The sequence below is a fragment of the Burkholderia sp. BCC1988 genome (assembly GCF_905339895.1).
Taxonomy (GTDB): domain Bacteria; phylum Pseudomonadota; class Gammaproteobacteria; order Burkholderiales; family Burkholderiaceae; genus Burkholderia.
Genome location: NZ_CAJPHA010000023.1, coordinates 94127 through 119009 on the forward strand (window position 1 = coordinate 94127; position 24883 = coordinate 119009).

Here is a 24883-nt window from a genome sequence, read left to right on the forward strand (position 1 = left end):
CGCCGCGCCGCGCTGGCCATCCCGTCGGGCGCGCGAGCGGCATTTTCAGAAAAATTCAGCGGCGCCGCCATGACATTAAGACGTGCGTTGACTAGTCTTGCTGTCGAACCGCCGCATGGGCCGGACGCCAGTCGGCGCACCGGGCCGTGCGGCGCAACCGGAGCGGAACATGCGTGATCAGATCTCGCCGGACGCAGGCAGCACGTGCGCCGGCGCAACCGTCGCCATCCAGGAAGCCGGGCCATGCCGACGCAGCCGGTAACCGCGGCCGCGGCACCCGACCACGTGCGCGGCGAGGACGTGTTTCTCGCATCGATCGCCGGCTACGTCGACACGCTCGGCTTCGTCGCGCTGTTCGGCCTGTTCACCGCGCACGTCACCGGCAACTTCATCCTGATCGGCTCGGGGCTGGCCGGCGTCGGGCAAGGGCTCGTGATCAAGTGGCTCGCATTCCCGGCCTTCATCGCCGGCATCGTCGGCGCGCGCGTGCTCGACCACCGGATGCGTTCGCTCGGCCACGGCCCGCGCGCGCGTTCGCTGTATGCACTGCAGGCCGTGCTGCTGGCCGGGTTCATGCTGGCCGGCGTGATGGCGTCGCCGATCGCGGACGCCGACGCGCCGCGCACGATCCTGTGCGGCCTGCTCGGCGCCGCGGCGATGGGCGTCCAGAACGCGCACGGCCGGCTGACGGCGCGCTCGGTCGTCGCCAACACGGTGATGACGGGCAACGTCACGCAGGCGGTGATCGATGCATTCGACTGGCTCGTGCCGCTCGCCGCGCCGGCCGAACGCGAAGCCGCGCGCGTGCGGCTGCGGCGCACGCTGCCGCCGGTCGCGGGCTTCGCGCTCGGGGCCGGCGCGGGGGCCGCAGCCTACGTGTCCGCCGCCTTCTGGGCGCTGGCGTTGCCGCTCGCGGCCTTGTGCTTCCTCGCCTATCGATCCGGCCGGCCCGACGACGGGCCGGCGTCACGCTGAATCCGCGCGCGGCGTATGGCCGCGCTTGTCATTTTCAAGGAGATTTCGATGATTGCACTGAAGTTGCGACAGGTATTGCGGATGATGGCCGCATCGACGGCCATGTTCGGCGCATTGCTGGCGAGCGCGCCGGCCCACGCGGACGAGACGCGCCTGCTCGATACCTCGTCAGGGAAGGTGCCGGCCGTCGCGGTCGGCCCGCAATACGACACGACGCACGTGTGCGTCGCGCCGGAAGACTTCGACCGCTTCACCGACAGCTTCGTCGCGACGTTCGGCGGCAAGAAGTCGCAACAGGGCGTGTTCCAGGTCACGCCGACACCGAGCCAGACGATGTCGCAGCTCGTGCTGACGCCGTTCGGCACGATCTCGGTGTTCGGCTTCAAGACGCCGATCCCGTATCCGTTCTGCGAGGAGCGCACCGGCTATCTCGTCACCGACATGGACGTCGCGATGAAATCGGCGCGCGCGCACGGCGCGGACGTGGTCGTCGACACGTTCCCCGATCCGATCGGCCGCGACGCGATCATCCGCTGGCCGGGCGGCGTGAACATGCAGCTGTACTGGCACACCCAGGCGCCGCACTACGACCCGCTGCAGACGGTGCCGGAAAACCGCGTGTACGTGTCGCCGGAAAGCGCGAGCAAGCTGGTGCACGACTTCGTCGCGTTCTCGCGCGGCAAGGTCGTGTCCGACGTGCGCAAGGCGCCGGGCATCGAGATCGGCCGGCCGAACGACACGTATCGCCGCATCCGCATCGAGTCGGGCTTCGGCAAGATGACGGTGCTGGCGACCGACGGCCGTCTGCCGTATCCGTTCGGGCGCGAAATGACGGGCTATGAAGTGCCGGACCTCGCCGCCACGCTGGAGAAGGCCAAGGCCGCCGGCGTGACCGTGCTGGTGCCGCCCTTCACGTCGGACGGGCGCGATGCGGCGCTCGTGCAGTTCCCGGGCGGCTACGTCGCCGAGATCCACGCGCGGTCGAAGTAATGGCGCATCGGGCGATGAGGTGGGCGTGGCGGGGCGTGCTGCCGGCCGCCGTGCTGGCGGGCGGCGTCGCGACGACGTACGCCGGGACGGCGGCCGCCGCCGAGGACACCGCGGCGGCGGCGCCGGTCGCGTCGGCCGCCGGCACGACGTGCACCGCGAAGCGGCCCGCGGTGCTGTTCAACCGCTGGCAGGAAGACTGGTCGGTGCTCGCGAATCCGTGCGTGCCGCGCAAGCCGCTCGACGGGCTGAAGTACATCCCGCTCGGCGGCGACCCGTCGACCTACCTGTCGCTCGGCGCGAACCTGCGCGAGCGTTTCGAGCTGAACAACGCGCCGCTGTTCGGGCTCGGCGCCGCGCACGACGACAACTACGTGATCCAGCGCGCGACGGTGCATGCGGACCTGCGTTATGCCGGGCATTTCCAGGCGTTCGTCCAGTTCGTCGATGCGCGGCCGTTCGGCAAGGACACGGTCGGCACGGTGGACAAGGATCAGCTCGACATCGAGCAGGCGTTCGTCGCGTATGTCGATCAGCTGGGCGGCGGCACGTTCAAGGCGCGTGTCGGCCGGCAGGAGATGGCGTTCGACCTGCAGCGGTTCGTGTCGGTGCGGGACGGCCCGAACGTGCGCCAGGCATTCGACGCACTGTGGGCGGATTACGAAATCGGCAAGTGGCGGCTGATCGGCTATGTGACGCGCCCGGTGCAATATCGCAACGACGCGGTGTTCGACGACGTGTCGAACCGTCACCTGAGATTCGACGGCGTGCGCGTCGAGCACAGCGGCGTGGGACCCGGCGAACTGTCGGCCTACTGGTCACGCTATACGCGCGACAACGCGCGCTATCTCGCCGGTGCCGGCACCGAGCGGCGCGACGTGTTCGACATGCGCTACGCGGGCAAGTCTTCCGGGTTCGACTGGGACGCCGAAGCGATGCTGCAGACCGGCCACATCGGCCAGGACACGATCGGCGCATGGGCGTTCGGCGCGCTCGGCGGCTACACGTTCGCGAAAGCGCCGGGCACGCCGCGCATCGGCATCCAGGTCGACGGCGCGTCGGGCGACAAGCATCCCGGCGACGGGCGCATGGGCACGTTCAATCCGCTGTTCCCGAACGGCTATTACTTCACGCTCGCCGGCTACACCGGCTACAGCAACCTGATTCACGTGAAGCCGTCGCTGACGTTCAAGCCGGCCGGCAACGTGACCGTGCTGACCGCGTTCGGTTTCCAGTGGCGCCAGACGACCGCCGATGCGATCTACGGACAGGGGATGCAGGCGGTGCCCGGTACGGCCGGCAAGGGCGGCGCGCGCACGGGCATGTATGCGCAGGCGCGCGTCGACTGGCTCGTCAATGCGAACGTGGCGCTGGCGGTCGAGGCCGTGCATTTCCAGGTCGCCGATTCGATTCGCGCGCTCGGCGCGCGCAATGCCGACTACGTCGGCATGGAGGCGAAGTTCGGCTGGTAACGCGGCAAGCCGCACCGCGTCGCGCGGCTCACGGCTGCGCGCGGGCCAGCGCCTCGACGAAATCGATGAACGCGGTGACGCGCTTCGAGCCGCGCTGATTCGGCAGGTACAGCGCGGTCACGACCGAGCGCGCCGCATCGGGCGTGACGTCGTACGCTTCGAACAGCCTGCGCAGGCGGCCCGACTGGACATCGGCATCGACGAGCCAGTCGGGCAGCAGCGCGATGCCGGCGCCGTCGAGCACGGCCTCGCGCAACACTTCACTGTGATTCGATTTCAGGCGCCCGGCGACCAGCACCCGCGTCGTGCCGTGCGCATCGGCGAACGACCACGCCTGCTGGTCGCCGCCGAAGTGAAAGCGCACGCACGCGTGATCGACCAGTTCGCCCGGCGTTGCCGGCGTGCCGTGCGCGTCGAGATAGTCGTGGCTCGCGACGACGTAGCGCTGGAACGTCGCGAGCTGCCGTGCGACGACCTCCGCGGAAGGCGCCGCTTCGCCGAGCCGGATCGCGACGTCGATCCGGCCGGCGACGAGATCGACGCGTTCGTCGGTGAGCTGCAGGTCGAGGTCGAGTTTCGGATGGCGCGCGAGGAAGGCCGCGACATGCGGCGCGATGCGTCGCACGCCGTACGCGACCGGCACCGACACGCGCAGCGGCCCGGACGGCTCGTCGCCGCGATCGGAGACGAGCGCGTCCGCTTCCGCGAGTTCCTCGAGCAGCCGCTTCGCGCGCGCGTAGTACATGGAGCCGGCATCGGACAGCGTGACCTGGCGCGTGGTGCGGTTCAGCAACGCGGTGCCGAGCGACGCCTCGAGCGCATCCACCGCGCGCACGACCGACGAGGCCGCGAGGTCGAGACGGCGTCCCGCGCTCGAGAAGCCGCCGGCTTCCGCCACTTCCACGAACGCGCGCAGCGCGGAGAATTTGTCCATGTCGTCGCCTTTGTGCATGCCGCAACGATCCGTTGCGCGCCGTTCGCATTCTATCGCCGGCCGGCAAGCGCTATCGTTGAAACTGCAATCAACAGGAGAGCGCAATGAATTCCGTCGAAGTCACGGTCACCTACGACCTCATCTGCCCGTGGTGCTGGATCGCCGAGCGCAGGCTCGCGGAGGCGATCGACGCAGCGGGGCTGACCGGTGACGTGAAGGTCAGGTTCGTGCCGTTCGAACTGAACCCGGCGATGCCGGCCGCAGGCATCGATCGCAAGGCATACCGCAGCGCGAAATTCGGCAGCTGGGCGCGCTCGCAGGCGCTCGACGCGCAGGTGGCCGAGGCCGGCCGCGCGGCGGGCCTGATGTTCGATCACGCGCGGATCGCGCGTACGCCGAACACCCGGCTCGCGCACCGGCTCGTCTGGTTCGCGCAGCAGCGCGGCAGTGCGGCGGCGCTCGTCGATGCATTGTTCGCCGCATACTTCCGCGACGGCCGCGACATCGGCGATGCGGACGTGCTCGTGGAGATCGCGGTGGGCGCCGGCTTGCCGGGCGACACGGTGCGGGCGTTCCTCGCATCCGGCGAAGGGCTTGACGCGGTGATCGCGCTCGAGACCGATGCGGTGCGCGCCGGCATTGCGTCGGTGCCGTCGACGCGCATCGGATCCACCGTCATCAGCGGCGCGCAACCGGCCGCCGTGTTTCTCGAGGCGTTGCTCGCCGCGCATCACGCGGCCGCCTGACCTGCCGCCGCCGCCGGGGCCGTCGCGCCCCGGTTTTCAGAACGTTTCATGTCCGGCTCAGGATTATTGCGCCAGCGGCCGGTACGCTCGACGTCGTGCGGATGTCGCTTGCCGGACCGGCAGGCGCCGCGCGACGTCGATACGCCAACCGGGGAAATCGGACATGAACAGGCTCAACCGGCGCATGCATGCGCTGCGCGCGGGCGCCATGCTGCTCGTCGCATGGTGCGTCGGCCTTCTCGCATCGGCCGCGTCCGCCGCCGAGCCGGGCGGCGGCACTCAGCCGCCGGGCTTCTACCGGCAGAAGCTCGGCGACCTGACGATCGTCGCGCTGTCCGACGGCACGCATCCGTTTCCGGTCGATACGGTTTTTCGCGATGTGTCGAAGGACGAAATCCGGCGCGATCTCGATCGGGCCTTTCTCGAGCCGCCGGTGCAAGGGTCGATCAATGCGTTCCTGGTCGACACGGGATCGAAGCGGATTCTCGTCGATACGGGCGCCGGCGTGCTGTACGGCGACTGCTGCGGAAAGCTGCTCGGCAACCTGCGCGCGGCAGGCTACGCGCCCGCGCAGATCGACGAGGTGCTGCTCACGCACCTGCACAAGGATCATGTCGGCGGCATCGTGACGGACGGGCGGATGACCTTTCCGAACGCGGTCGTCCGGGTGAACGAGATCGAGGCGGATTACTGGCTCGACCCGGACCACAAGGCGCAGGCGCCGGCGTTCCTGGCGTCGTTTTTCGACGCGGCGGCCGCGGCGGTCGCACCGTACGTCGCCGCCGGCCGCTTCAGGACGTTTCGCGGCGAAGCGACGCTCGCCCCCGGCATTCGCGCGGTGCCGATGCTCGGCCACACACCGGGTCATACGGCCTATCTGATCGAGAGCGGCGATGCGGGACTGCTCGCATGGGGCGACATCGTACACGTCGCGGCGATCCAGCTGCAGGATCCGGATGCGACCGTCCAGTACGACAGCGATGCCGATGCGGCGCGCCGCACGCGGCACGACGTGCTCGGGCGCGTGGCCGACCGGCGCTATCTGGTCGGCGCCGCGCACATCGCGTTTCCCGGGCTCGGGCACTTGCGCCGCGAAGGGGCGCGCTACGACTGGGTGCCGGTCAACTACGATGCGACGCCGCTGCGCTGACCAGATGACGTGCGCGACGGCGTCAGCGCGACATGCCGCGTCGCCATACGCCGGGCGGATGGCCGACGATGCGCGCGAAGATGCGGTTCAGGTGGCTCTGGTCGGCGAAACCGCAGACGGCCGCGATTTCTGCGAGCGTCATGTCGGTCGTCTCGATCAGCTGGCGGGCCCGGATCACGCGCTGCTCGAGCAGCCACTGATGCGGCGTGCGCCCCGTCGTGCGCGAGAACGCGCGGATGAAATAGCCGCGCGACAGGTCGCATTCGTTCGCGACTTCCTCGATCGATACGCCGAGGTTCGCCTTTTCCATCAGCAGTTCCTTGGCGAGCGCCGTCTTGGCCGGCGACAGCAGGCCCTTGTGCTGCAGGTCGCGCGCACGCGCGTCGCCGTACCGGCACGCGAGATGCGTGCCGATCGCGACGCCCATCTGCTCGACGAACAGCGCGTTCAACGCGCCCGGCACGTCGAGGCTGTCGGCGACCGCGTGCGCGAGATGGCCGAGCACCGGGTCCTGCACGTCGGGCGCACAGGTCAGGCCGGCGATGCCGGCGCCGTCGTGTTCGCGGCCGAGATGGTCGAGGTAGCTGCGCGACAGCTCGATCAGCACGAAATCGAACTTGCCGTACAGGTCGGCGCGGAAATTCCGCGAAAAGTCGCGAATGTAGATCGAGTCGTGCTGGAACCGCCGCTCGGATTTGCCGGCGCCGCCATAGATCGTGCGCCGGTGGCCGCCGTTCAGCGATACGCCGATCAGGAAGCCGCGATCGCTGGCGGCCATCTCGATGCGCTCGAAGTGTTCGTCGCGCATGCATTTGCGGTGGAGCGTCACGCCGCCGGCCGACCGCTCGATATCCTTGGACAACAGGCTCGACATGCATCCGAGCGTGTCTTTCGGCGGCGCCGCGGCGGGGGCGACGAGAGGATTTGACATGATGGAGCGTCCTTCTATGGGGTACGACGCGCGAGCATTTTTACGTGCAGTTTATACGGCGCGCCCGACAGGCCCAAGGTAACTTGAATAAATGTCCGCTTGCTGACGAAAAATGCATGGGTCCGGGCCGATCCGCTCCGCCGACGCGCGAACGGTATGGCCGGCGTGCAAACGGCGCGCGGACGCGGCAGGCCGGAATGATACTGCCCCATTTGCATTCGCGCTGTCCGGGCCTATGCCGCGTGCCGCTGCGGCGGGCGCCGGTGCATTTTCATTCAAGATTTTTCTTTATGCGGCGTTTACACTCGGCCCACTTTTTGAGATTTCGTGCCCCGCCTGCCCAGCCGGCCGGCGCGGGCTCCCGCCCCGGTGAACCGCGTGTTCACATGGCGGTCATCGTGGGGAACCTGGAGGCGGCCATGATCCAGATCGGGAATTTGTCGGTGGATTTCGAGCAGCGCGACATTCGCCACCACGGCGCGTCGTTGCGGATTGGCGCCCGCGCGCTCGACATCCTGGAAGTACTGCATCGCGCGAACGGCTCCCTCGTGTCGAAGGACGACATCATGGACGCGGTATGGCCGGGCCTGATCGTCGAGGAGAACCGGCTGCAGGTGCACGTCGCGACGTTGCGCAAGGCGCTGGGCCCGAACCGCGACCTGATCAAGACGGTGCCGGGCCGCGGCTACCTGCTGATCGCGCATCCGCCGGTCGCGCACGCGGTGGCACCGCCCGCGTCCGACGTGGCGCACGACGCGGATGCGGCGTCCCACCCGGTGCCGCTCGTCGGGCGTCAGGCCGAGATCGGACAGATCGTCGACATGCTCGAACGGGCGCCGGTCGTCACGCTCGTCGGCGCGGGCGGCATCGGCAAGACGAGTCTCGCCGGGCGCGTCGCGCACGATCTGCGCGCTCGCGCGGGCGAGCGCGTGCTGTTCGTGGAACTGGCGCGGGCCGCGACGCGCGACGACGTGCTGCGCGCGATTGCCGCGGAACTCGGGCTCGACGTGGACGGCGTGCCGGCCGTCGAGCGGCTCGGCGAGGCATTCGCCGCGTCGAGCGGGCTGCTGGTGCTCGACAACGCGGAGCATGTCGTCGACCTGGTGGCCGATCTCGTCGAAACGCTGACGTCGCACTGTGCGTCGCTGCGCGTGCTCGTGACGAGCCGCGAGCCGCTTCATATCTCGGTCGAGGCCGTGTTCCGGGTGAGTCCGCTGGCGGTGCCGGACGGGCGTGCAACGCCCGACGAGATCGTGCGCCATTCCGCCGTCGAACTCTTCCTGGCGCGGATTCGTGCCGCCACGCCCGATTGCGCGGTCGATGCGGCCGGCGTCAGGCTGATCGGCGACATCTGCCGGCGCCTCGACGGGCTGCCGCTCGCGATCGAACTCGCGGCCGCACGCGTCGCGACGCTCGGGCTCGAGGTCGTCGCATCGCGTCTCGACGACCGGCTGAACCTGCTGACGGGCGGGCTGCGCTCGGCGTTGCCGCGCCACCAGACGTTGCGGGCCACGTTCGACTGGAGCTACGTGCTGCTGGATGCCGCCGCCCGGTCGCTGTTTCGGCGCATGGCGTGTTTCATCGGTCCGTTTACGTTCGATGCCGCGCGCGACGTCGCGATGGACCCCGACATGCCGGCCGCCGAGATGGTCGCGTTGCTCGGCGAACTGGTGACGAAGTCGCTGGTCGCCGTGGAATTCAACGGTGCGCAGGCACGCTATCGGTTGACCGAATCGACACGGGCGTACGCGCTCGAGAAATTGCGCAACGAAGGCGAATTCGACACGGTCGCCGCGCGTCTCGCGCATTACGAACGCGAGCAGGCGCAAGCGCGAATGCAGGCCCACGCACAGCTCGCGCATGCGGCGGCCCTGCGTCCGGGCGCGGGCGCGACACCGCTTCGCGAACTCGCGGCGGCCGGGCCGCAGGCTGCGGAACTCGACGGGCTGGCGCATGCGTTGCTCGAGCCGGCGCGCATGCGCGAATCTTCGATACCCGCGCGACGCGCGCTCGACACGCTCGACGCCGGCGCACCGGGGGCCGTCGACGCCGGGCGCGAAATGCGCCTGCGCGCGGCCTATGCGGCTGCGCTGCTGCATACGGACGGCGACACGCACACGGCCGCCGCGCTGTGGGACAAGACGCTCGGCCTCGCGGGCCGGATCGGTGACGAGGCGTTCGACGCGCGCGCGCTGGTCGGGCTGTGGAACACCATGCTGACTCGCTCCGAGATTCACGAATCGCTGCGTTATGCGACGCGTTTCGAGCGGGCCGCGCAGCGGCGGGGCGACCGGTCGCAACGGCTGCTGGCGAACGCGATGGTCGCGACCTCGCTGCATTACTTCGGCGAACATGCGCAGGCGCGCGAGCGGCTCGAGGCGGCGACGGCCGAGCTGGCCGACGCGGGCGAGCCGCCGTGCGCCGAGGCGGCGCTGGGCATCGACGTCGCGACGCTCGGCCGCACGATGCTGACACGGCTCGTATGGATGCAGGGCGATCCGGAATACGCGATGCGGCTCGCCGCGCAGGCGGTCGAATGCGCGCGCCGCAGCGGCTCGGGACCGGCGTTGTGCGTCGTGCTCGGCGCGGCGGCCGTGCCGATCGCGTTGCGCTACGGCGATCACGACGTGATCGCCGACTATCTCGCGACGCTGCGCGCGGCCGCCGATGCGAACGGGTTCGACGTCTGGCGCAACCATGCCGAATGTCTCGCCGGGCAATTCGACATGCAGTCAGGCCATCCGGGCACGGGGCTCGCGCGGCTCGAGCCGGCGTTGCGGCGCATCGAAGCGAGCGGATTCCGGCGCCTGCTCGCGCCGCTGACCGTCGCCTACGCGGAAGGGCTGACGCGCACCGGCCGGGCGGCCGACGCGTGCACGAAGCTCGACGCGACGCTCGCGCGCTGCCGCGCGCACGGCGAGCATCTGTTCGTGCCGGAGCTGCTGCGCGCGCGCGGGCTCGCGACGCTCGAACAGGCCCGCAGCGCCGATCCGGATCTCGCGATCGCGTGCGAAGCGGACGGGCACCGTCACCTGCTGATGGCGATCCATGCGGCGAACGGGCAAGGGGCCGCGATGTGGGCGCTGCGCAGCACGCTGGATCTCGCCGATCACCTGATCGAGCGTGGGCGCACCGTGCAGGCATCGTCGCTGGTGGCAGATCTGTCGGGACATGTCGATTCGCAATCGCGTGCCTTCGACGTTCGGCGCCTGGCGCGCCTGCAGAATTTCGTTCGTCCGGAGGCGCCGTCGTCGACCGGTGTGACGCGCACGCGACGCGAGGCAACGGATGCGATGCAGTCGGTGGCGTAACGGCGCGCCGGGGCCGGGCGCGACGGCGCCGCGGCAGCGTCCGGCGACGGCTCGGCTCGATCGCGCAATGTACAAGGGGGAAGGGATGGTCGGTGTATCGTCGAACCGGATGCATGCCGCGTGCGGCCGCATGCCGGCTTCAGGCGCGAGCGGGGGAGGCTGACGGTGCTCAAGACGACGGCAGCCGCCGAAGCGGCGGACCTCATCGTATACAACGGCAAGATCGCGACGCAGGACGCGCGGCAGTCGTTCGTGACCGCGCTCGCGGTGAAGGACGGCCGGATCCTCGCGACCGGCAGCGGGCACGACGTGATGCGCCACGCGCGCGACGGCACGCTGCGCATCGACCTGAACGGCCGCACCGTGATCCCGGGGCTGAACGATTCGCATCTGCACGCGATACGCGGCGGCCTGAACTTCAACCTGGAGCTGCGCTGGGACGGCGTGCCGACGCTGGCCGACGCGCTCGGCCTGCTGCGTCGCCAGGTATTGCGCACGCCGGCGCCGCACTGGGTGCGCGTGGTCGGCGGCTGGTCCGAATTCCAGTTCGCGGAAAAGCGCGGGCCGACGGTGGCCGAGCTCAACGCGATCGCGCCCGACACGCCGGTCTTCATCATGCACCTGGGCGACAGCGCGCTGCTGAACGCGGCCGCGCTGCGCGCGATCGGTTGCGGCCGCGACACGTCCGATCCGCCCGGCGGCGAGATTCAGCGCGATCGTCTCGGCCGGCCGACCGGCATGCTGATCGCGCGCCCGGACATGGCCGTCCTGCACGCGGCGCTCGAGCGGGCCCCGAAGCTCGGCCTCGACGACCAGATGAACTCGATGCGGCATTTCATGCGCGAGCTGAACCGCCTCGGCGTGACGAGCGCGATCGACGCGGGCGGCGATTTCCAGGCATATCCGGACGACTATGGCGCGGTCCTCGCGCTCGCGCAGCGCGGCGAAATGACGGTGCGCATCGCCTACAGCCTGTTCGTGCAGCATGCGGGACGGGAGCTCGACGACTATGCGCGCTGGGTGACGCTCGCGAAGCCCGGCGACGGCGACGCGTTCCTGCGGATGAACGGCGCCGGCGAGCTGCTCGTCTATTCGGCGGCCGATTTCGGCAATTTCCTGGAGCCGCGCCCCGATCTGCCCGCCGCGCTCGAGGCCGAGCTGGCCGCGGTGGTCCGGCTGCTGGTGCGGCACCGCTGGCCGTTCCGGCTGCACGCGACGTACGACGAGTCGATCGGCCGCTTCCTGAACGTGCTCGAGGCCGTGAACCGCGAGATCCCGTTCGACGGGCTGCGCTGGTTCTTCGATCACTGCGAGACGGTGTCGGACGCGAACATCGCGCGCATCGCCGCGCTGGGTGGCGGCGTGACGGTCCAGCACCGGATGGCGTTCCAGGGCGAGTACTTCATCGCGCGCTACGGTGCGGAAGCCGCCACGCGCACGCCGCCGATCCGCGCGATGCTGGCGGCCGGGCTGCCGGTCGGCGCCGGTACCGATGCGACGCGCATCGCGAGCTACAACCCGTTCGTGTCGCTGTACTGGATGGTGTCCGGGCGCACGGTCGGCGGCACGGCGCTCTACCCCGAGCGCAACCGGCTCGACCGCATGGAAGCGCTGCGCCGCTACACGGTCGGCAGCGCGTGGTTCTCGAGCGAGGACGATCGCAAGGGCGCGCTGGTGCCCGGCCACTACGCGGATTTCGCGGCGCTGACGGACGACTACTTCACGATCGACGAAGCGCAGATCAAGTCGCTGTCGTCGGTGCTGACGGTCGTCGACGGCAAGGTCGTGCACGCGGACGACGAGTTCGCGCCGCTCGCGCCACCGCCGCTCGCGGTCAGCCCGGCGTGGTCGCCGGTGGCCGAATTCGGCGGCTTCGGCCGGCGTCGTCCGGCCGCGCCGGCACCGCTGCGTGCCGCGGCCGACGGGTGCCCGGACGGCGGTTCCGCGCATGGCCACGGGCGCCGTTTCGCGCGGCGCATGCGTGCTCCGGCCACGGAAACCGTCGAGCAAGACGAAGCATCGGGTTACCCGAGTTTCGCGTTCTAGGGTGACGCCGGTCGGCAGGCACGCCGCGTGCCTCGGCGCCGTCGCGCGAAGCGTGGTTAATTTATCGCCCGGGCAACGGGCGGAAGGAGACGAGATGAGCCCTGCGCACACGTGTGCACCGGCCGACGACGAAGTCGCCGGCGTCCGCATTCCGCGGACGCCGATGGCGATCGAAGCCGCCGAGGCGGCCCGCGCGTCGCTGCCGCGCGCGATCGCCGATCATGCCTGCCGGGTCTTCATCCTCGCGTCGCTTGCCGCGCGCCGTGCCGGCGAGACGCTCGATGCCGATGCGCTGTACGTGGCCGCGATGTACGCGAACATGGGGTTGAGCCCGGCCTACTTCCGCTCGACCGAACGCTACGAGATCGACAGCGCCGATGCCGCGCAGGCGTTCCTGCTGCGGCACCAGACCTCGCAGCGCCTGCGCGACGACGTGTGGCGCGCGATCGCGCTGCATACCACGCCCGGCGTCGCGGTGCGCGTGTCGCCGCTCGCGCGCGTGCTGGCGTCTGCCGTGTCGACCGACCTGATGGCGACCGGCATCGACGCGTATCCGGCGGACGAACGTCGCGCACTGCTCGCCGCCTACCCGCGCGGCGAAGGGTTCGGCGAAGCGTTCCTCGACGCGCTCGCACGCGGTGTCGCGCACCGGCCGGCGTCGACGTTCGGCACGTGGAGCGCGGATGCGCTCGAGCGTGCCGATCCCGATTTTCACCGGCCGAACTTCTGTGGCCGTGTGCTTGGGGCGCGCTGGCAGGACGTCTGAGCGCTGGTTTCGCGATCCCGGCGAATCCGACGAATCCGACGATCCCGTCGATCCCGTCGATCCCGTCGATCAGGCCGTTCGCGGCGGCAGCCGGGCTGCCGCCGGTGCGGCGCTCAGGCGCTCAGGCCCGCTCCGTCGTGACGCGCATAGTCGACGTATCCCGCGCGGTCGCCGCCATACCAGCCGACCGGCTTCGGCGCGGCGAGCGGCGCCTTCGCCGCGATGCGCTCGACGAGGTCGGGGTTCGCGATGTAGGCGCGCGCGAACGCGACGAGATCGGCATCACCCGCATCGATCAGCGCATTCGCGGCCTCCGGCGCGATGCCGCCGTTGACGATCAGCGTGCCGCGGTACGCGTTGCGCGTATTCGCGACGATGCGCGGCAGGTCGGGTTCGCCGCTCCAGCCGTTGGTGTCCGCCGCGTGTACATAGGCGACGCCGGCTTCGTCGAGCATGCGCCCGACGTAGGCGTACGTCGCATCCGGATCCGCGTCGCGCACGTTGTTGTACTTCGCGTACGGCGAGATGCGCACGCCCACGCGATCGAGCGGCAGCACGCCGCCCACCGCGTCGACGATTTCCTCGAGGAAGCGCGCGCGGTTCGGGAGCGAGCCGCCGTAGCGGTCGTCGCGGCGGTTCAGCGTCGACGACAGGAACTGGTGCGGCAGGTAACCGTTGGCCGCGTGAATCTCGACGCCGTCGAAGCCGGCCGCCTTCGCGCGCAGCGCCGCCTGGCGGAATTCCTCGACCGTCGCGGCGACCTCGTCGGTCGTCATCGCGCGCGACGGCGTCGCATGAATCTTCGTGTAGTAGCCGTTCTGCAACTGCGCCCACACCTGCAGCTGTTCGAGATCGTCGTTGACGCCGGACGGCGACAGCGGCGCTTCGCCGCCGAGCAGCGTCAGCGAGCTGACCCGGCCGCCGTGCCAGAGCTGCGCGAAGATGCGCCCGCCGTTCGCATGAACTGCGTCGGTGACCTGTTTCCAGCCGGCCGCCTGCTCGTCGGTGACGAGCCCGGGCGTCAGTTCGAACGCCGCGGAGGCCGGGCTGACGTTGGTCGCTTCGGTGACGATCAGGCCGGCGGATGCGCGCTGGGCGTAGTACTCGGCCATGAGCGCGGTCGGCTGGCCGCGCGAAGGCGCGCGAGAACGCGTCATCGGCCCCATCACGATACGGTTGGGAAGCGGCAGGCCGCGCAGATCGTAGTTACCGAGCAGGGTAGACATGATGAATTCCTTTTGCGTGGAGCAGGGCGGCGCCGCGGATCGTGCGGCCGTGGCCGGTGTCGCGGCGGGCCCTGCGGAAAGTCGGAGGTGACGTGCCGGCAGCGTTCCAATGGCGCGAGCGACCCGAGCGGCGTTCGCGCGTGAACCGGTGCCGGCGCCGGTTCAAGCCTGGGCGTGGCGTTGCGCGTGCGGCCGCCCGATCACGAGGTAGTGGGCGAGCGCGACGATCGGGAACGCGCCGGCGACGGCCGCGACGAGCGGCCAGCCGCCATGCTCGTACAGCGGGCTCGCGAGCGCGGAGCCGAGGGCGCCGCCGACGAAGATGCTGGTCATGTACAGCGCGTTCAGGCGGTTGCGGCTCGCCGCATGCAGCGCGTAGATCTCGCGCTGGCCGAGCACCATGTTCATCTGTACCGCGAAGTCGAGCACGATGCCGGTGACGACGAGGCCGTACAGCCCGGCACCGTGGACCAGTGCAACCGCATACGACAGTGCGCCGGCGACCAGCGCGATCAGCGTCGCCCGCACCGTATGGCCGGCATCCGCGAGGCGGCCGGCGACGGGCGCCGACGTCGCGCCGATCGCGCCGACCAGCGCGAACAGGCCGATGGCCGATTGCGACAGGCCGTAGTGACGCGTGAGCTCGACCGGCACGGCGGTCCAGAACAGGCTGAACGACGCGAACATCAGGCCCTGGTAGAACGCGCGATGGCGCAGCACCGGCATCGTGCGGACCAGATGCAGCAGCGAGCCGATCAGTTCGAAATAGGTCGCGCGGTGATCGGGCTGGCGCGACGGGATCGTCAGCGCGAGCACGGCCGTCACGAGCGTCATCAGCACGGCGGCGGCCGCGAACACGAAGCGCCAGCCGAACGCGTCGGCCACCACGCTCGACAGCGGGCGCGCGAGCAGGATGCCGAGCAGCAGCCCGCTCATGATCGTGCCGACCACGCGGCCGCGCGAATGATCGGGCGCGAGGTGCGCGGCGAGCGGCACCAGGATCTGCACGGCGACCGAGCTGAAGCCGATCAGCAGCGAGATCGCGAGGAACGGCCCGGGCGTATGCACCATCGCCGCCGCCGCGAGGCTCGCGATCGACACGACGGCGGTCGTGATCATCAGCTTGCGGTTCTCGAGCAGGTCGCCGAGCGGCACGATGAAGAACAGGCCGAGCGCGTAGCCGATCTGCGTCAGCGACACGATGAGGCTCGCGGTTTCGCCCGACATGTGCAGGCTGGGTGCGATGAGTTCGGTGATCGGCTGCGCGTAGTACAGGTTCGCGACGATCGCGCCGCAACTGAACGCGAACAGCAGGATGAGGCCCTGCGTGAGCTTGGCCGCGTGCCCCTGGGGCGCGAGCGGGGTGGATTCTGCTGACATGGTCGACTCCTTCGAAAGAGATGTCGGGTGCCCGGTCGTCGGGCGGATGATGCGGTGTGAGTCGCGGCGAACCGGAAGCCGCCGCATTGCCGTCAAGATTATTGATCGATCGATAACAAGGGAATACGCCCGCTGCGCAATCGAGCATTGCGCGGCGCGCAAAGGGGCCGGAGCACGTGCGGGTTCATGCGCGGGCACCGAGGCCGAATTCGGCCGCGCGCCGCATGCCGGCGTCGGCGAGGCCGGCCAGCGCGACGCGGCGCGTGGCCGCCCACGATGCGGTCCGCGCCGCGACGTCGTGCGCGTCGGGCGGCAGCGTCTGCGCGAGCGTGACGGCGTCGGCGAGCGCCTGCGACATGCCGGATGCCGAGTGGGGCCGCAGCGTGCACGCCGCGTCGCCGACCAGCGCGATGCGGCCGCCGGCGAACGCGGGGCTCAGCACATCGAACACGGCCTGGACGGTCGGTGCGGCGGTCGCGTCGACCAGTTGCGACAGCACCGCCGGCAGTCGCTCGCGTGCCAGCACGCCGAGCGCGGTGTGCGAGCGCATCGACAACCGCCCCGGCTCTGCCGAGGTGCCGGGCGGGCGGTCGCCGATCCCGGCCAGATGGCCGCGCAACTGTTCGAGATCCGCTTCGCTGCGATACCAGATCCAGTTGAAGCGTCGCGTGCGCGCGCCCAGCCTGCCGTCGGCTGCGGGAATCTGGAATGCCATGAACAGTTCGCCGGGCTGGCGATGGAGCGTCAGGTTCTCGACGAGCAGTTCGATGCCCGGCGCATCGAACGAGGCTTCGTCGACGACGCCGCGCCATGCGAAATAGCCGGCATAGCGCGGCGCGTAGTCGGGAAACAGCGCGGTGCGCACGCGCGAGCCCGTGCCTTCCGCCGCGACCAGCAGGTCCACCCGTTCGCGCGCGTCGCCGATCCGCAAGTCGACGCCGTCCGGGTCGCGGCTTTCCACGGTGACCGGGCTGTCGTGGCGGATCATGTCTTCCGGCAGCATCGCGCACAGTGCCCGGTACACGATGTCCCACGACGAGAACGGCAGCCACTGGCAGGCGTCGTCGACGATCCGGCCGGCACGGTCGATCCAGCGCCGGCGGCGCGTCGGCACCGTCGCAATCGCGAGCCGGTAGCCGCCGCCGTGTGCGTCGAGAAAGGCGGTCATGCGGCGCAGTACCGCGACGCCGCCGCCGTGATCGGGAAACGGCCGGTCGCGTCGCTCGTAGACGCGGACTTCGTGGCCGATGCAATTCAGCGTGACGGCGGCAGCCAGGCCCGCGATGGAGCCGCCGGCGATCGCGATCTTCATGATGGCCTCTCGTCGCGGGCCTCCGGCGCGGATATCGCGGATCGCGAAGCCCATGAAACCAGTCTGGATCGCGCGGGCTGAATTGTCCTAAAACGCCGCCTTAAATCACTTGATTCATGCGCTGCGCGATGCGGGCGGCCTTCAGCCTCGCTGGCCCTGCAGCGTCGGGATCTGCGCGAACAGGCCGGCGAGCCAGTCGACGAAGACCTTGAGCTTGACGGGCGTATGCCGGTTGGGCGGATACAGGATCGAGATCGGCCGCGGCGGCGTGTTGAAATCGGTCAGCACCTCGCGCAGGCGTCCCGATTTCAGGTACGGCTCGACCAGGTACAGCGAGGTCTTGATCAGGCCGATCCCCGCGACGCCGCATGCGATGTAGGTGTCGGCGTCGTTGACCGCGACCGTGCCGCACATCTGGATGATGCGCGTTTCGCCGTCGACGACGTAGTCCCACGGCCGCGGCCGGCCCGTATCGGCCGACATGTGGCTGACCGCGATGTGCTGCGCGAGGTCGTCCACCGTGTCGGGTGCGCCGCAGCGCTCGAGATACGCGGGGGCCGCGCAGGTGCAGGTGGTGAGGCTGCCGATCCGTTTCGCGACCAGCCCCGAGTCGTCGAGCGCGCCGATGCGCACGACGCAATCGACCCCCTCGCCGACGAGGTCGATCTGCCGGTCCGTCACGCCGAGTTCGACCGAGATGCCCGGGTGGGCGGCGAGGAATTCGGGCAGCGCGGGCACCATGATCTGTTTCGCCATCGCCGGCGGCAGGTTCACCTTCAGGCGGCCGCGCGGCACGTTGCGCGCCTGCGAGACGGCCGCTTCCATGTCGTCGATCTCGCGCAGCACGCCGACGCAGCGTTCGTAATAGGCCTGCCCGTCCTCGGTCAGCGAGATGCGGCGCGTCGTGCGGTTCAGCAGCCGGCAGCCGAGATGCTGTTCGAGCGTGCTCAGCAGCGCGGACACGCGCGGCGTCGTGAGCCCGGTGGTGTCCGACGCGCGCGTGAAGCTGCCCGTCTCGACGATGCGCGTGAACACGCGCATCGAAAGCAAGGTATCCATCGTTCAGAAATCTCCAGCCTGTCGGGTTGCCGGCGCCGGTCCGTGCCGGCGCGGTCGGTTGTGAGGTGCGGCTATGCGTCGATCCGTTTCCTGAGCGAATCGCCGGCGAACGGCATTTCGCGCATGCGCTGGCCGGTCGCGTCGAAGATCGCGTTGGCCAGCGCGCCCGCGGTCGGCCCCATCGACGCCTCGGCCGCGCCGAGGAACGGCGCACCGGGGCGATTGATCAGATGCACCTTGATGCTTTGCGGGGCCGAGCCGAACCGCAGGATCGGATAGCTGCTCCAGTCGAAACTGCGAATGCGCTGCGTATCGTATTTCAGCGCCTCGTACAGTGTCCAGCTGGCGGCCTGCACGATGCCGCCCTCGATCTGGTTGCGGATGCCGTCCGGCGACACGACCTGGCCGGCGTCGACCGCGACTTCCGCGCGATCGAGCGTCACGTGGCCCGTCTCCGGCTCGACCGTGATCTCGATCGCGATCGCGACGTAGGCCATCAGGTTCTTGTACTTGCCGAACGCGAAGCCGACGCCGCGGTTGCGCGCGCGCGGCGGCCGCGGCCAGCCGAACCGGGCCGCGGCGAGCTGGATCACCTGCCGCGCGCGAGGGTCCTGCATGTGGCGCAGGCGGAATTCGACCGGATCGACGCCGGCCGCGTGCGCGAGCTCGTCCATGAAGCTCTCGATGGCCCACACGTTGGTGTGCGCGCCGAGCGAGCGCATCGCGGAAGTCTGCAGCGGCATCGTCGGCGAGAAGTTGTTGACGATGTGCATGTTGGGCAGCGCGTAGAGCGGGATCGCGTTGCGATCGCCGCCGCCCTCGGGCTGCAGCATCGGCGTCGACGGCGCGGACACGAACGGCGGCTCGAGCATCCGCGCGGGCAGCAGCCGGCCGGCATTGACGATGCGCTCGTTGTGCGAACTGCTCCACAGCGCATAGTTCCAGTCGACGATGCGGCCGCCCGCGTCGAGCGACGCGCTGAGCTCGGTGACCATCGCCGGCGTGAAGTGGTCCCACGTATGTTCCTGCTCGCGCATCCATTGCACGCGGATCGGCTTGCCGGGCATCGCCGCCGCGATCAGCGCCGCATGCGCGGCCGCATCGTCCGCGCCGTTGTGCCCGTAGCAGCCGGAACCCTCGGTGTGGATGCAGCGCACGCTCGCCTTCGGCAGCGACAGCATCTCGGCGAGGGCGTCGCGCAGCGGGTAGACGCCCTGCGAGTGGGTCCACACCGTCAGCGTGCCGTTCTCGAGATGCGCGACCGAACACGACGGCCCGATCGAGCCGTGCAGCAGGTAGTTCTTCAGGAACGTGGCGGACAGCGTCTTCGTCGCCGGCGCGGTGGGCGCATGCGTGTTGGCGATTTCGATGCGCTGGGTCGCGATTCGCTTCAGCTCCGCGTGGACCGTCGCGCGATCGGGCAGCGTGCGGCCGCCGGACCAGCGGCAGCTTGCGGCCAGCGCGCGCTGCGCGACGACCGCCTGCCATTCGCCGTGCGCGACGACCGCGAGCATGCTGCCGTTGCGCACGATCCGCACGACGCCCGGCATCTTCAGGATCGCGGCTTCGTCGAACGACTGCAGCGCCGCGTCGTACACCGGCGGCATCACGACGCGCGCGTGCAGCATGCCCGGCAGTTCCATGTCCTGCACGTAGCTGACGCCGCCCGTGACCTTGTTCGGGATGTCGACGCGCGGCAGCGACGTGCCGATCACGGTGAACGTGGCCGGGGGCTTCAGCGGCGAGGTCGGCGTCGCGTTGCGGTGCAGGTCGACGGTGCGCACCGCGTCGCCGTAGCGCATCGTGCGACCGTCCGGCGCCTTGATGACGGCATCGGCGACGGTGAGCGTGCGCGGATCGACGCCGAACTGCTTCGCCGCGCCGTCGACCAGCAGCCCGCGCACCTGCGCGGCGGCGTTCAGCAGCGCGGAGCCGCTGTCCGCCATCGTGTGGCTGCCGGCCGTCAGGCCCTCGTCCGGCGACGCGCCGGTGTCGGCGGTCAGGAACGTGATCAGCGAGGGCTTCATGTTCAGCTCCTCGGCGGCCACCTGCAGCAACGCGGTGCGCACGCCGGTGCCGAGCTCGACCTTGCCGGTAAACACGGTGACCTTGCCGTCGGGCGCGATCTTGATCCACGCGTCGAGCAGCGGGTTGGTCTTGAGGCTGCCGGCCAGCGTTTCGGTGGCCTTGGCGACGTGGACGGCGGCGCCTTCGTCCGCGATCACGACTTCGGCGGCCGCGCGCGCGGCCGGCGCGAGGCTGAACGCGACGAAGAGCGCGCCGGAGACCATGAAGTGCCGGCGGCCTTCGTCGATGTCGTCGGGTGCGTTCATCAGATTCCCTTGCTGATCATGACCGGCGCGGCGGACGGTTCCGGCTCCGGCAGGCCCGCGACCTGGCGCACGGCGGCCAGGATCCGCATGTGGGTGCCGCAACGGCACAGGTTCGGTTCCATGTGGGTGCGCAGCTCGCGTTCGGTCGGTTTCGGGTTGCGTTCGAGCAGCGCCTGCGCGCGCATGATCATGCCCGCGATGCAGTAGCCGCACTGCGCCGCCTGGTGGTCGATGAACGCCTTTTGAAGCTTGCCCGGATGGTCGGCCGTGCCGAGGCTTTCGACGGTTCTGACGCGACGCTCGCCGAGCGCGGCGACCGGAATCAGGCACGAGAACATCGGCTTGTCGTCGACGATCACGGTACATGCGCCGCATTGCCCGAGGCCGCAGCCGAATTTCGCGCCGTGCAGGTGCAGGTCGTTGCGCAGCGCGTACAGCAGCGGCGTCGACGGATCGATGTCGAGCGTGTGCCGCACGCCGTTCACGGTGAGGGCGATCATGGTGCGCGGTCCTCCTTTCTGAGCTTCGCGGCTAGGGTGTCGATGCCGCTCCATGCGGGGCGATCGGAATACGTCTCGCGCAGGTAGGCGGCGAGATCCGCGATCTGCGCGTCGTCGTACTGGTCGAGGTAGGACGGCATGTAGTTCAGCGTGTCCTCGCCATGCCAGCCGATGCCGTTGAACATCATCTGGATCGCGTTGCGCGGCGTGTCGGCATGGATGGCCGTGCTGAACGCGAGCGTCGGCCGCTCGCCGATCGACTGCATCGGCGAGGCCGGCCCGTGACACTGCGCGCACGACGCCTGGAACAGCACCGCGCCGCGCTGCGCGGCCGGCGTCGTCGGGCCGTGTTCCGCGGCGGCCGTCGTTGCGGGACGCGCGGCGGCCGGCTTCTGGATGGACAGGATGTACGCGGCGATCGCCTCGACGTCTTCCGCCGGCACCGTCGCGAGATCGCGCGTGACCGGCAGCATCGGTCCGGCAGCCGCGCCGTGCTCGCTCGCGCGGCCGGTGCGCAAGTACGTGACCAGTTGCGCTTGCGTCCACGGCCGGGCCGCGTTGCCGAGCGTGTTGAGCGGCGGCGCGTCCCAGCCGTCGACGATGCCGCCGTCGAACGCCTTGCCGGCCTGTTCGCCGCCGATCGCGTTCAGCGGCGAATGGCAGGACGCGCAGTGCCCGAGGCCGTCGACGAGCATCTTGCCGCGATTCCATTGCGCGGATTGCGACGGATCGGGCTGGTACGCGCCCTCGCGCAGGAACAGCACGTTCCAGAACGCGACCAGCGGCCGGAAGTTGAGCGGGAAGATCAGGTCGTTCGCCGGCGTCTTCGTCTGCACCGGTTCGCGCGTCATCAGGTACGCGTATGCGGCCTCGATGTCTTGGTCGGACATCCGCGTGAAATGAATGTACGGAAACGCCGGGTAGAGCGGATGGCCGTCGCGGGCGATGCCGCTGCGCAGCGCCCGCGCGAACGCGGCCTGCGACCAGCGGCCGATGCCCGTGTCGGCATCCGGCGTGATGTTGGTCGCGTAGATCGTGCCGAACGGCGTCGCGAGCGGCAGGCCGCCGGCGAACGGCTTGCCGTCCTTCGCGGTGTGGCACACGACGCAGTCGCCAAGCGCGACGACGCGTGCGCCCGCGCGCACGAGCTGCGGATCGAAAGACGTGCGCGCGGGCGGATCGACCGGCGCGATCGACGGCCGGACCATGATGCCGATCGCGACCGCGAGACCGACGACCGCGACAACCGCCGCGCCGAACCAGAGTCGTTTGTGCTTCATGCGTACTCCCGGCGAGCCGGTTCCGGCGTCATGCGGTCGGCGGGGCAACGGAGCGGACGCCGGCCGTGCGGTTCGCACGCCGCGGCGCGGATCCGCTTGCCGTGACAGGCGGGCCAGCGCGCGCGGCTTTGCCGGCACGTGCCGGCGCAGGAAATTGCAGCAGGGGCCGCCGGGTGGCGACGGTGCATCGCCGACCGGTTCGGCCATGACAAGCCGGTCCGGCGGCAGCGATTCGCGGCGGAGATCATGTCGTCGCTCCAGGAGAGGTGTGTCGCGCACGCGGTCCGTGGCCCGCTCGGCAACTGATGGGGGCAGTCTACGCTGGCGGCAGCGCCGTTTCCTGAAACCGCGCTGAAACGTTCTGAACGCAGGCGGCGGGCGGGTTCCGGGGCGCGGCCGCGATCGTCGGCCGTTTCGTCTGCCGTCATCTGCGCGCGATCGGTGCCGGCACCGGCGCAAGCATCGCGTGCGGTTCCTTCGTGCGCTGCGGCGCGTTGTGGACCATCGTGTATGCGTAGTCGACGCCCATCCCGTATGCGCCGGAATGTTCGCGTACGATGTTCATCACGGCATCGTAGGTTTCGTGCCGCGCCCAGTCGCGCTGCCATTCGAGCATCACCTGCTGCCAGGTGACCGGTACCGCGCCGGCCTGGATCATGCGCTGCATCGCGTACTCGTGCGCTTCCTTCGACGTGCCGCCCGATGCGTCGGCGACCATGTAGATCTCGTATTCGCCTTCGTCCATCGCGCACAGCGCGAAGGTGAGATTGCACACCTCCGTCCACAGACCGGCCGCGACCACTTTCTTGCGACCATTCTTCGCGAGTGCGTCGCGCACCTTCTGGTCGTCCCACGAGTTCATCGACGAACGTTCGAGGACGGGCTGGTTCGGAAAGACGTCGAGCAGTTCCGGGAACGCATAGCCGGAGAAGCTCTCGGTCTCGACCGTCGTTATCGTGGTCGGAATGTCGAAGGCCTTCGCGGCCTTCGCCAGCCCGACCGCGTTGTTCTTCAGCGTCTGCCGGTCGATCGACTGCACGCCCAGTGCCATCTGGGGCTGCAGGTCGATGAACAGCATCTGACAGTTATGGGGCGTCAGGACATCAAGTTTAGGATTACGCATGATATTGGCCTCGCGGGTCGAATGGAATGCATGACGGAGCCCGAATGGCTGCGCCGCGCCGGGTCGACGCAGCGGGGTTGCTGAACGAAATCGCGCGCCGACGTGTCAAGCTTAGGAGCGGGAATCGGTCGGCGGAAATAAAACGTTATGAATCGGTGCCGATGCGACGTGCGCGTGCCGACGCGCGAACCGCGCCGGCAGCGCGTCATGGCGGCGTGCCGAGGCCGAACGAGGCGGCCAGTTGCGGCCCTTTCTCGAGCAACGAGATCACGTCCTCCCGTCGTCGCACCGACCATTGCGCGAGACGCTCGACGACATCGGACGCGTCGGCCGGCAGCGCCTGCGCGAGCGACACCGCATCGCCTGCCGCCTTCGACGTGCCGGAGGCCGTATGCGGGCGCACGGTGCACGCCGCATCGCCGATCAGCACGACGCGGCCGTCGACGAAGGCGGGGCTCAGCGCGTCGAAGATCGCCTGGTTGAACGGCGCGCGCGTGGCGAGCACCAGTTGCGACAGGGATGCCGGCAAGCGCGCTTGCGCCAGTTGCCGCAGCGTGCCGACGACCTCGTCGGCCAGCATCCCCGGATGCACCGACGCGTGATGGACGTTGCCGTGACGATCGGTCAGGTGGCGGCGCAGCGCCGCGCGATCGGTTTCGTTGCGATACCACAGCCAGTTGAAACGGCGCGCGCCCGGCGCGAGCGAGCCGTCGAGCGCGGGAATCAGGAAGGCCATGAACAGCTCGCCCGGCGCCTTGTGAAGGGTCATGTTCTCGACCAGCGGCGCGATCGCGGCAACGTCGAAATCGGCTTCGTCGACGATGCCGCGCCACGCGAGATAGCCCGCGAATGACGGCGCGTAGCCGGGAAACAGGTGCGTGCGCAGGGTCGAGCCCGACCCGTCGGCCGCAACCAGCACGTCCGCGCGAACGTGTTCGTCGCCCAGGTGCACGTCGACGCCCGTCGCGTCCTGCGTGAAGCCGCTGACCGTGCGGCCATAGCGGATGCGTCCGCGCGGCAGCGTGTCGCACAGCGACCGGTAGACGGCGTCCCACGACGAGAACGGCAGCATTTCGGGTTCGTCCCGCGTGACGCTGCCGTCGCGCTCGATCCAGCGACGCCGACGCGTCGGCACGCTGATCATCTGCCGGCAATGACGGCCATGCTGTTCGAGAAACGCCATCATCCGGCGCAGCACGGCCACGCCGCCGCCCTGGCCGCGCAGCGGAGACGGCGCGCGCTCGTAGACCGTCACGTCGTGACCGATGCAATCGAGCGTCAGCGCGGTCGCGAGACCGGCGATCGAGCCGCCGGCAATGACTATTTTCATCGTGCGTGACTCCTTGTTCGAA

The 24883-nt window shown here is 69.7% G+C and carries 19 protein-coding genes; 8 read left to right on the top strand and 11 right to left on the bottom strand.

The genetic code is table 11. The features are described from left to right. Nucleotides 1-243 precede the first annotated feature (243 nt). The 3 genes from U4012_RS28510 to U4012_RS28520 are packed head-to-tail and all read left to right on the top strand — an operon-like array spanning nucleotide 244 to nucleotide 3434. On the top strand, nucleotides 244-975 hold the full coding sequence (locus U4012_RS28510; protein WP_044847097.1) for a YoaK family protein: 732 nt from the start codon (nucleotides 244-246) through the stop codon (nucleotides 973-975). A 48-nt stretch (nucleotides 976-1023) separates the two neighbouring features. After that, complete coding sequence (locus U4012_RS28515; protein ID WP_124667126.1) at nucleotides 1024-1965, top strand: glyoxalase; 942 nt, start codon at nucleotides 1024-1026, stop codon at nucleotides 1963-1965. Between the two features lie 14 nt (nucleotides 1966-1979). After that, entirely contained in the window at nucleotides 1980-3434 is a 1455-nt protein-coding gene (locus tag U4012_RS28520; RefSeq protein ID WP_321802545.1) for an alginate export family protein, read from the top strand. A gap of 28 nt (nucleotides 3435-3462) precedes the next feature. Here U4012_RS28520 and U4012_RS28525 read toward each other — a convergent pair whose 3' ends face one another. After that, a complete protein-coding gene (locus U4012_RS28525) occupies nucleotides 3463-4368 on the bottom strand; it encodes a LysR family transcriptional regulator (RefSeq protein ID WP_044847188.1) in 906 nt (301 codons plus the stop codon). Nucleotides 4369-4472: 104 nt separating this feature from the next. On the opposite strand from U4012_RS28525, the gene U4012_RS28530 reads away from it, so the two are divergent. After that, nucleotides 4473-5114 carry a DsbA family oxidoreductase gene (locus U4012_RS28530; protein ID WP_321802547.1) on the top strand — a complete coding sequence of 214 codons (642 nt, stop codon included), beginning with the start codon at nucleotides 4473-4475 and terminating at the stop codon, nucleotides 5112-5114. A gap of 208 nt (nucleotides 5115-5322) precedes the next feature. Continuing rightward, the gene (locus tag U4012_RS28535) at nucleotides 5323-6264 is read left to right on the top strand and encodes an MBL fold metallo-hydrolase (protein ID WP_321802620.1); all 942 of its coding nucleotides are present in this window, start codon (nucleotides 5323-5325) and stop codon (nucleotides 6262-6264) included. Nucleotides 6265-6286: 22 nt separating this feature from the next. Here the strand turns inward: U4012_RS28535 and U4012_RS28540 are convergent, their stop codons facing one another. Then, nucleotides 6287-7195 carry an AraC family transcriptional regulator gene (locus U4012_RS28540; RefSeq protein WP_321802549.1) on the bottom strand — a complete coding sequence of 303 codons (909 nt, stop codon included), beginning with the start codon at nucleotides 7193-7195 and terminating at the stop codon, nucleotides 6287-6289. Between the two features lie 419 nt (nucleotides 7196-7614). Here U4012_RS28540 and U4012_RS28545 point away from each other — a divergent pair, with 419 nt between their 5' ends. The 3 genes from U4012_RS28545 (at nucleotide 7615) to U4012_RS28555 (ending at nucleotide 13318) form a co-directional block, all read left to right on the top strand. After that, the gene (locus tag U4012_RS28545; protein WP_321802551.1) at nucleotides 7615-10506 is read left to right on the top strand and encodes an ATP-binding protein; all 2892 of its coding nucleotides are present in this window, start codon (nucleotides 7615-7617) and stop codon (nucleotides 10504-10506) included. Between the two features lie 165 nt (nucleotides 10507-10671). After that, entirely contained in the window at nucleotides 10672-12552 is a 1881-nt protein-coding gene (locus tag U4012_RS28550; RefSeq protein WP_321802554.1) for an amidohydrolase, read from the top strand. Between the two features lie 94 nt (nucleotides 12553-12646). Beyond that, nucleotides 12647-13318, top strand: coding sequence for a phosphohydrolase (locus tag U4012_RS28555; RefSeq protein ID WP_321802555.1), 672 nt, complete (start codon nucleotides 12647-12649; stop codon nucleotides 13316-13318). 113 nt (nucleotides 13319-13431) lie between these two features. On the opposite strand, the gene U4012_RS28560 is transcribed toward U4012_RS28555, so the two are convergent. The 9 genes from U4012_RS28560 to U4012_RS28600 all read right to left on the bottom strand — a co-directional run bounded on the left by U4012_RS28560 (nucleotide 13432) and on the right by U4012_RS28600 (nucleotide 24861). Next, nucleotides 13432-14544: an alkene reductase gene (locus tag U4012_RS28560; RefSeq protein WP_321802557.1), complete on the bottom strand. Its 1113-nt coding sequence runs from the start codon at nucleotides 14542-14544 to the stop codon at nucleotides 13432-13434. A 162-nt stretch (nucleotides 14545-14706) separates the two neighbouring features. Further along, a complete protein-coding gene (locus U4012_RS28565; RefSeq protein ID WP_321802559.1) occupies nucleotides 14707-15924 on the bottom strand; it encodes an MFS transporter in 1218 nt (405 codons plus the stop codon). A 184-nt stretch (nucleotides 15925-16108) separates the two neighbouring features. Continuing rightward, nucleotides 16109-17236 carry a hypothetical protein gene (locus tag U4012_RS28570; RefSeq protein ID WP_321802561.1) on the bottom strand — a complete coding sequence of 376 codons (1128 nt, stop codon included), beginning with the start codon at nucleotides 17234-17236 and terminating at the stop codon, nucleotides 16109-16111. A 141-nt stretch (nucleotides 17237-17377) separates the two neighbouring features. Continuing rightward, nucleotides 17378-18295 (bottom strand): LysR family transcriptional regulator, encoded by a 918-nt coding sequence (locus U4012_RS28575; RefSeq protein ID WP_044847103.1) that lies wholly within the window; start codon nucleotides 18293-18295, stop codon nucleotides 17378-17380. Nucleotides 18296-18366: 71 nt separating this feature from the next. After that, nucleotides 18367-20628, bottom strand: a complete 2262-nt coding sequence (locus U4012_RS28580; protein ID WP_321802563.1) for a xanthine dehydrogenase family protein molybdopterin-binding subunit — start codon at nucleotides 20626-20628, stop codon at nucleotides 18367-18369. Continuing rightward, nucleotides 20628-21128, bottom strand: coding sequence for a (2Fe-2S)-binding protein (locus U4012_RS28585; protein WP_321802565.1), 501 nt, complete (start codon nucleotides 21126-21128; stop codon nucleotides 20628-20630). Before U4012_RS28585 ends, U4012_RS28580 begins: the two co-directional genes overlap by 1 nt. Further along, on the bottom strand, nucleotides 21125-22408 hold the full coding sequence (locus tag U4012_RS28590) for a cytochrome c (RefSeq protein WP_321802567.1): 1284 nt from the start codon (nucleotides 22406-22408) through the stop codon (nucleotides 21125-21127). The genes U4012_RS28585 and U4012_RS28590 overlap by 4 nt, the downstream gene beginning before the upstream one ends. A gap of 424 nt (nucleotides 22409-22832) precedes the next feature. Further along, nucleotides 22833-23531 (bottom strand): hydrolase, encoded by a 699-nt coding sequence (locus tag U4012_RS28595; RefSeq protein ID WP_321802569.1) that lies wholly within the window; start codon nucleotides 23529-23531, stop codon nucleotides 22833-22835. Between the two features lie 205 nt (nucleotides 23532-23736). Further along, nucleotides 23737-24861, bottom strand: coding sequence for an FAD-dependent monooxygenase (locus U4012_RS28600; RefSeq protein WP_321802571.1), 1125 nt, complete (start codon nucleotides 24859-24861; stop codon nucleotides 23737-23739). Nucleotides 24862-24883: the final 22 nt, after the last annotated feature.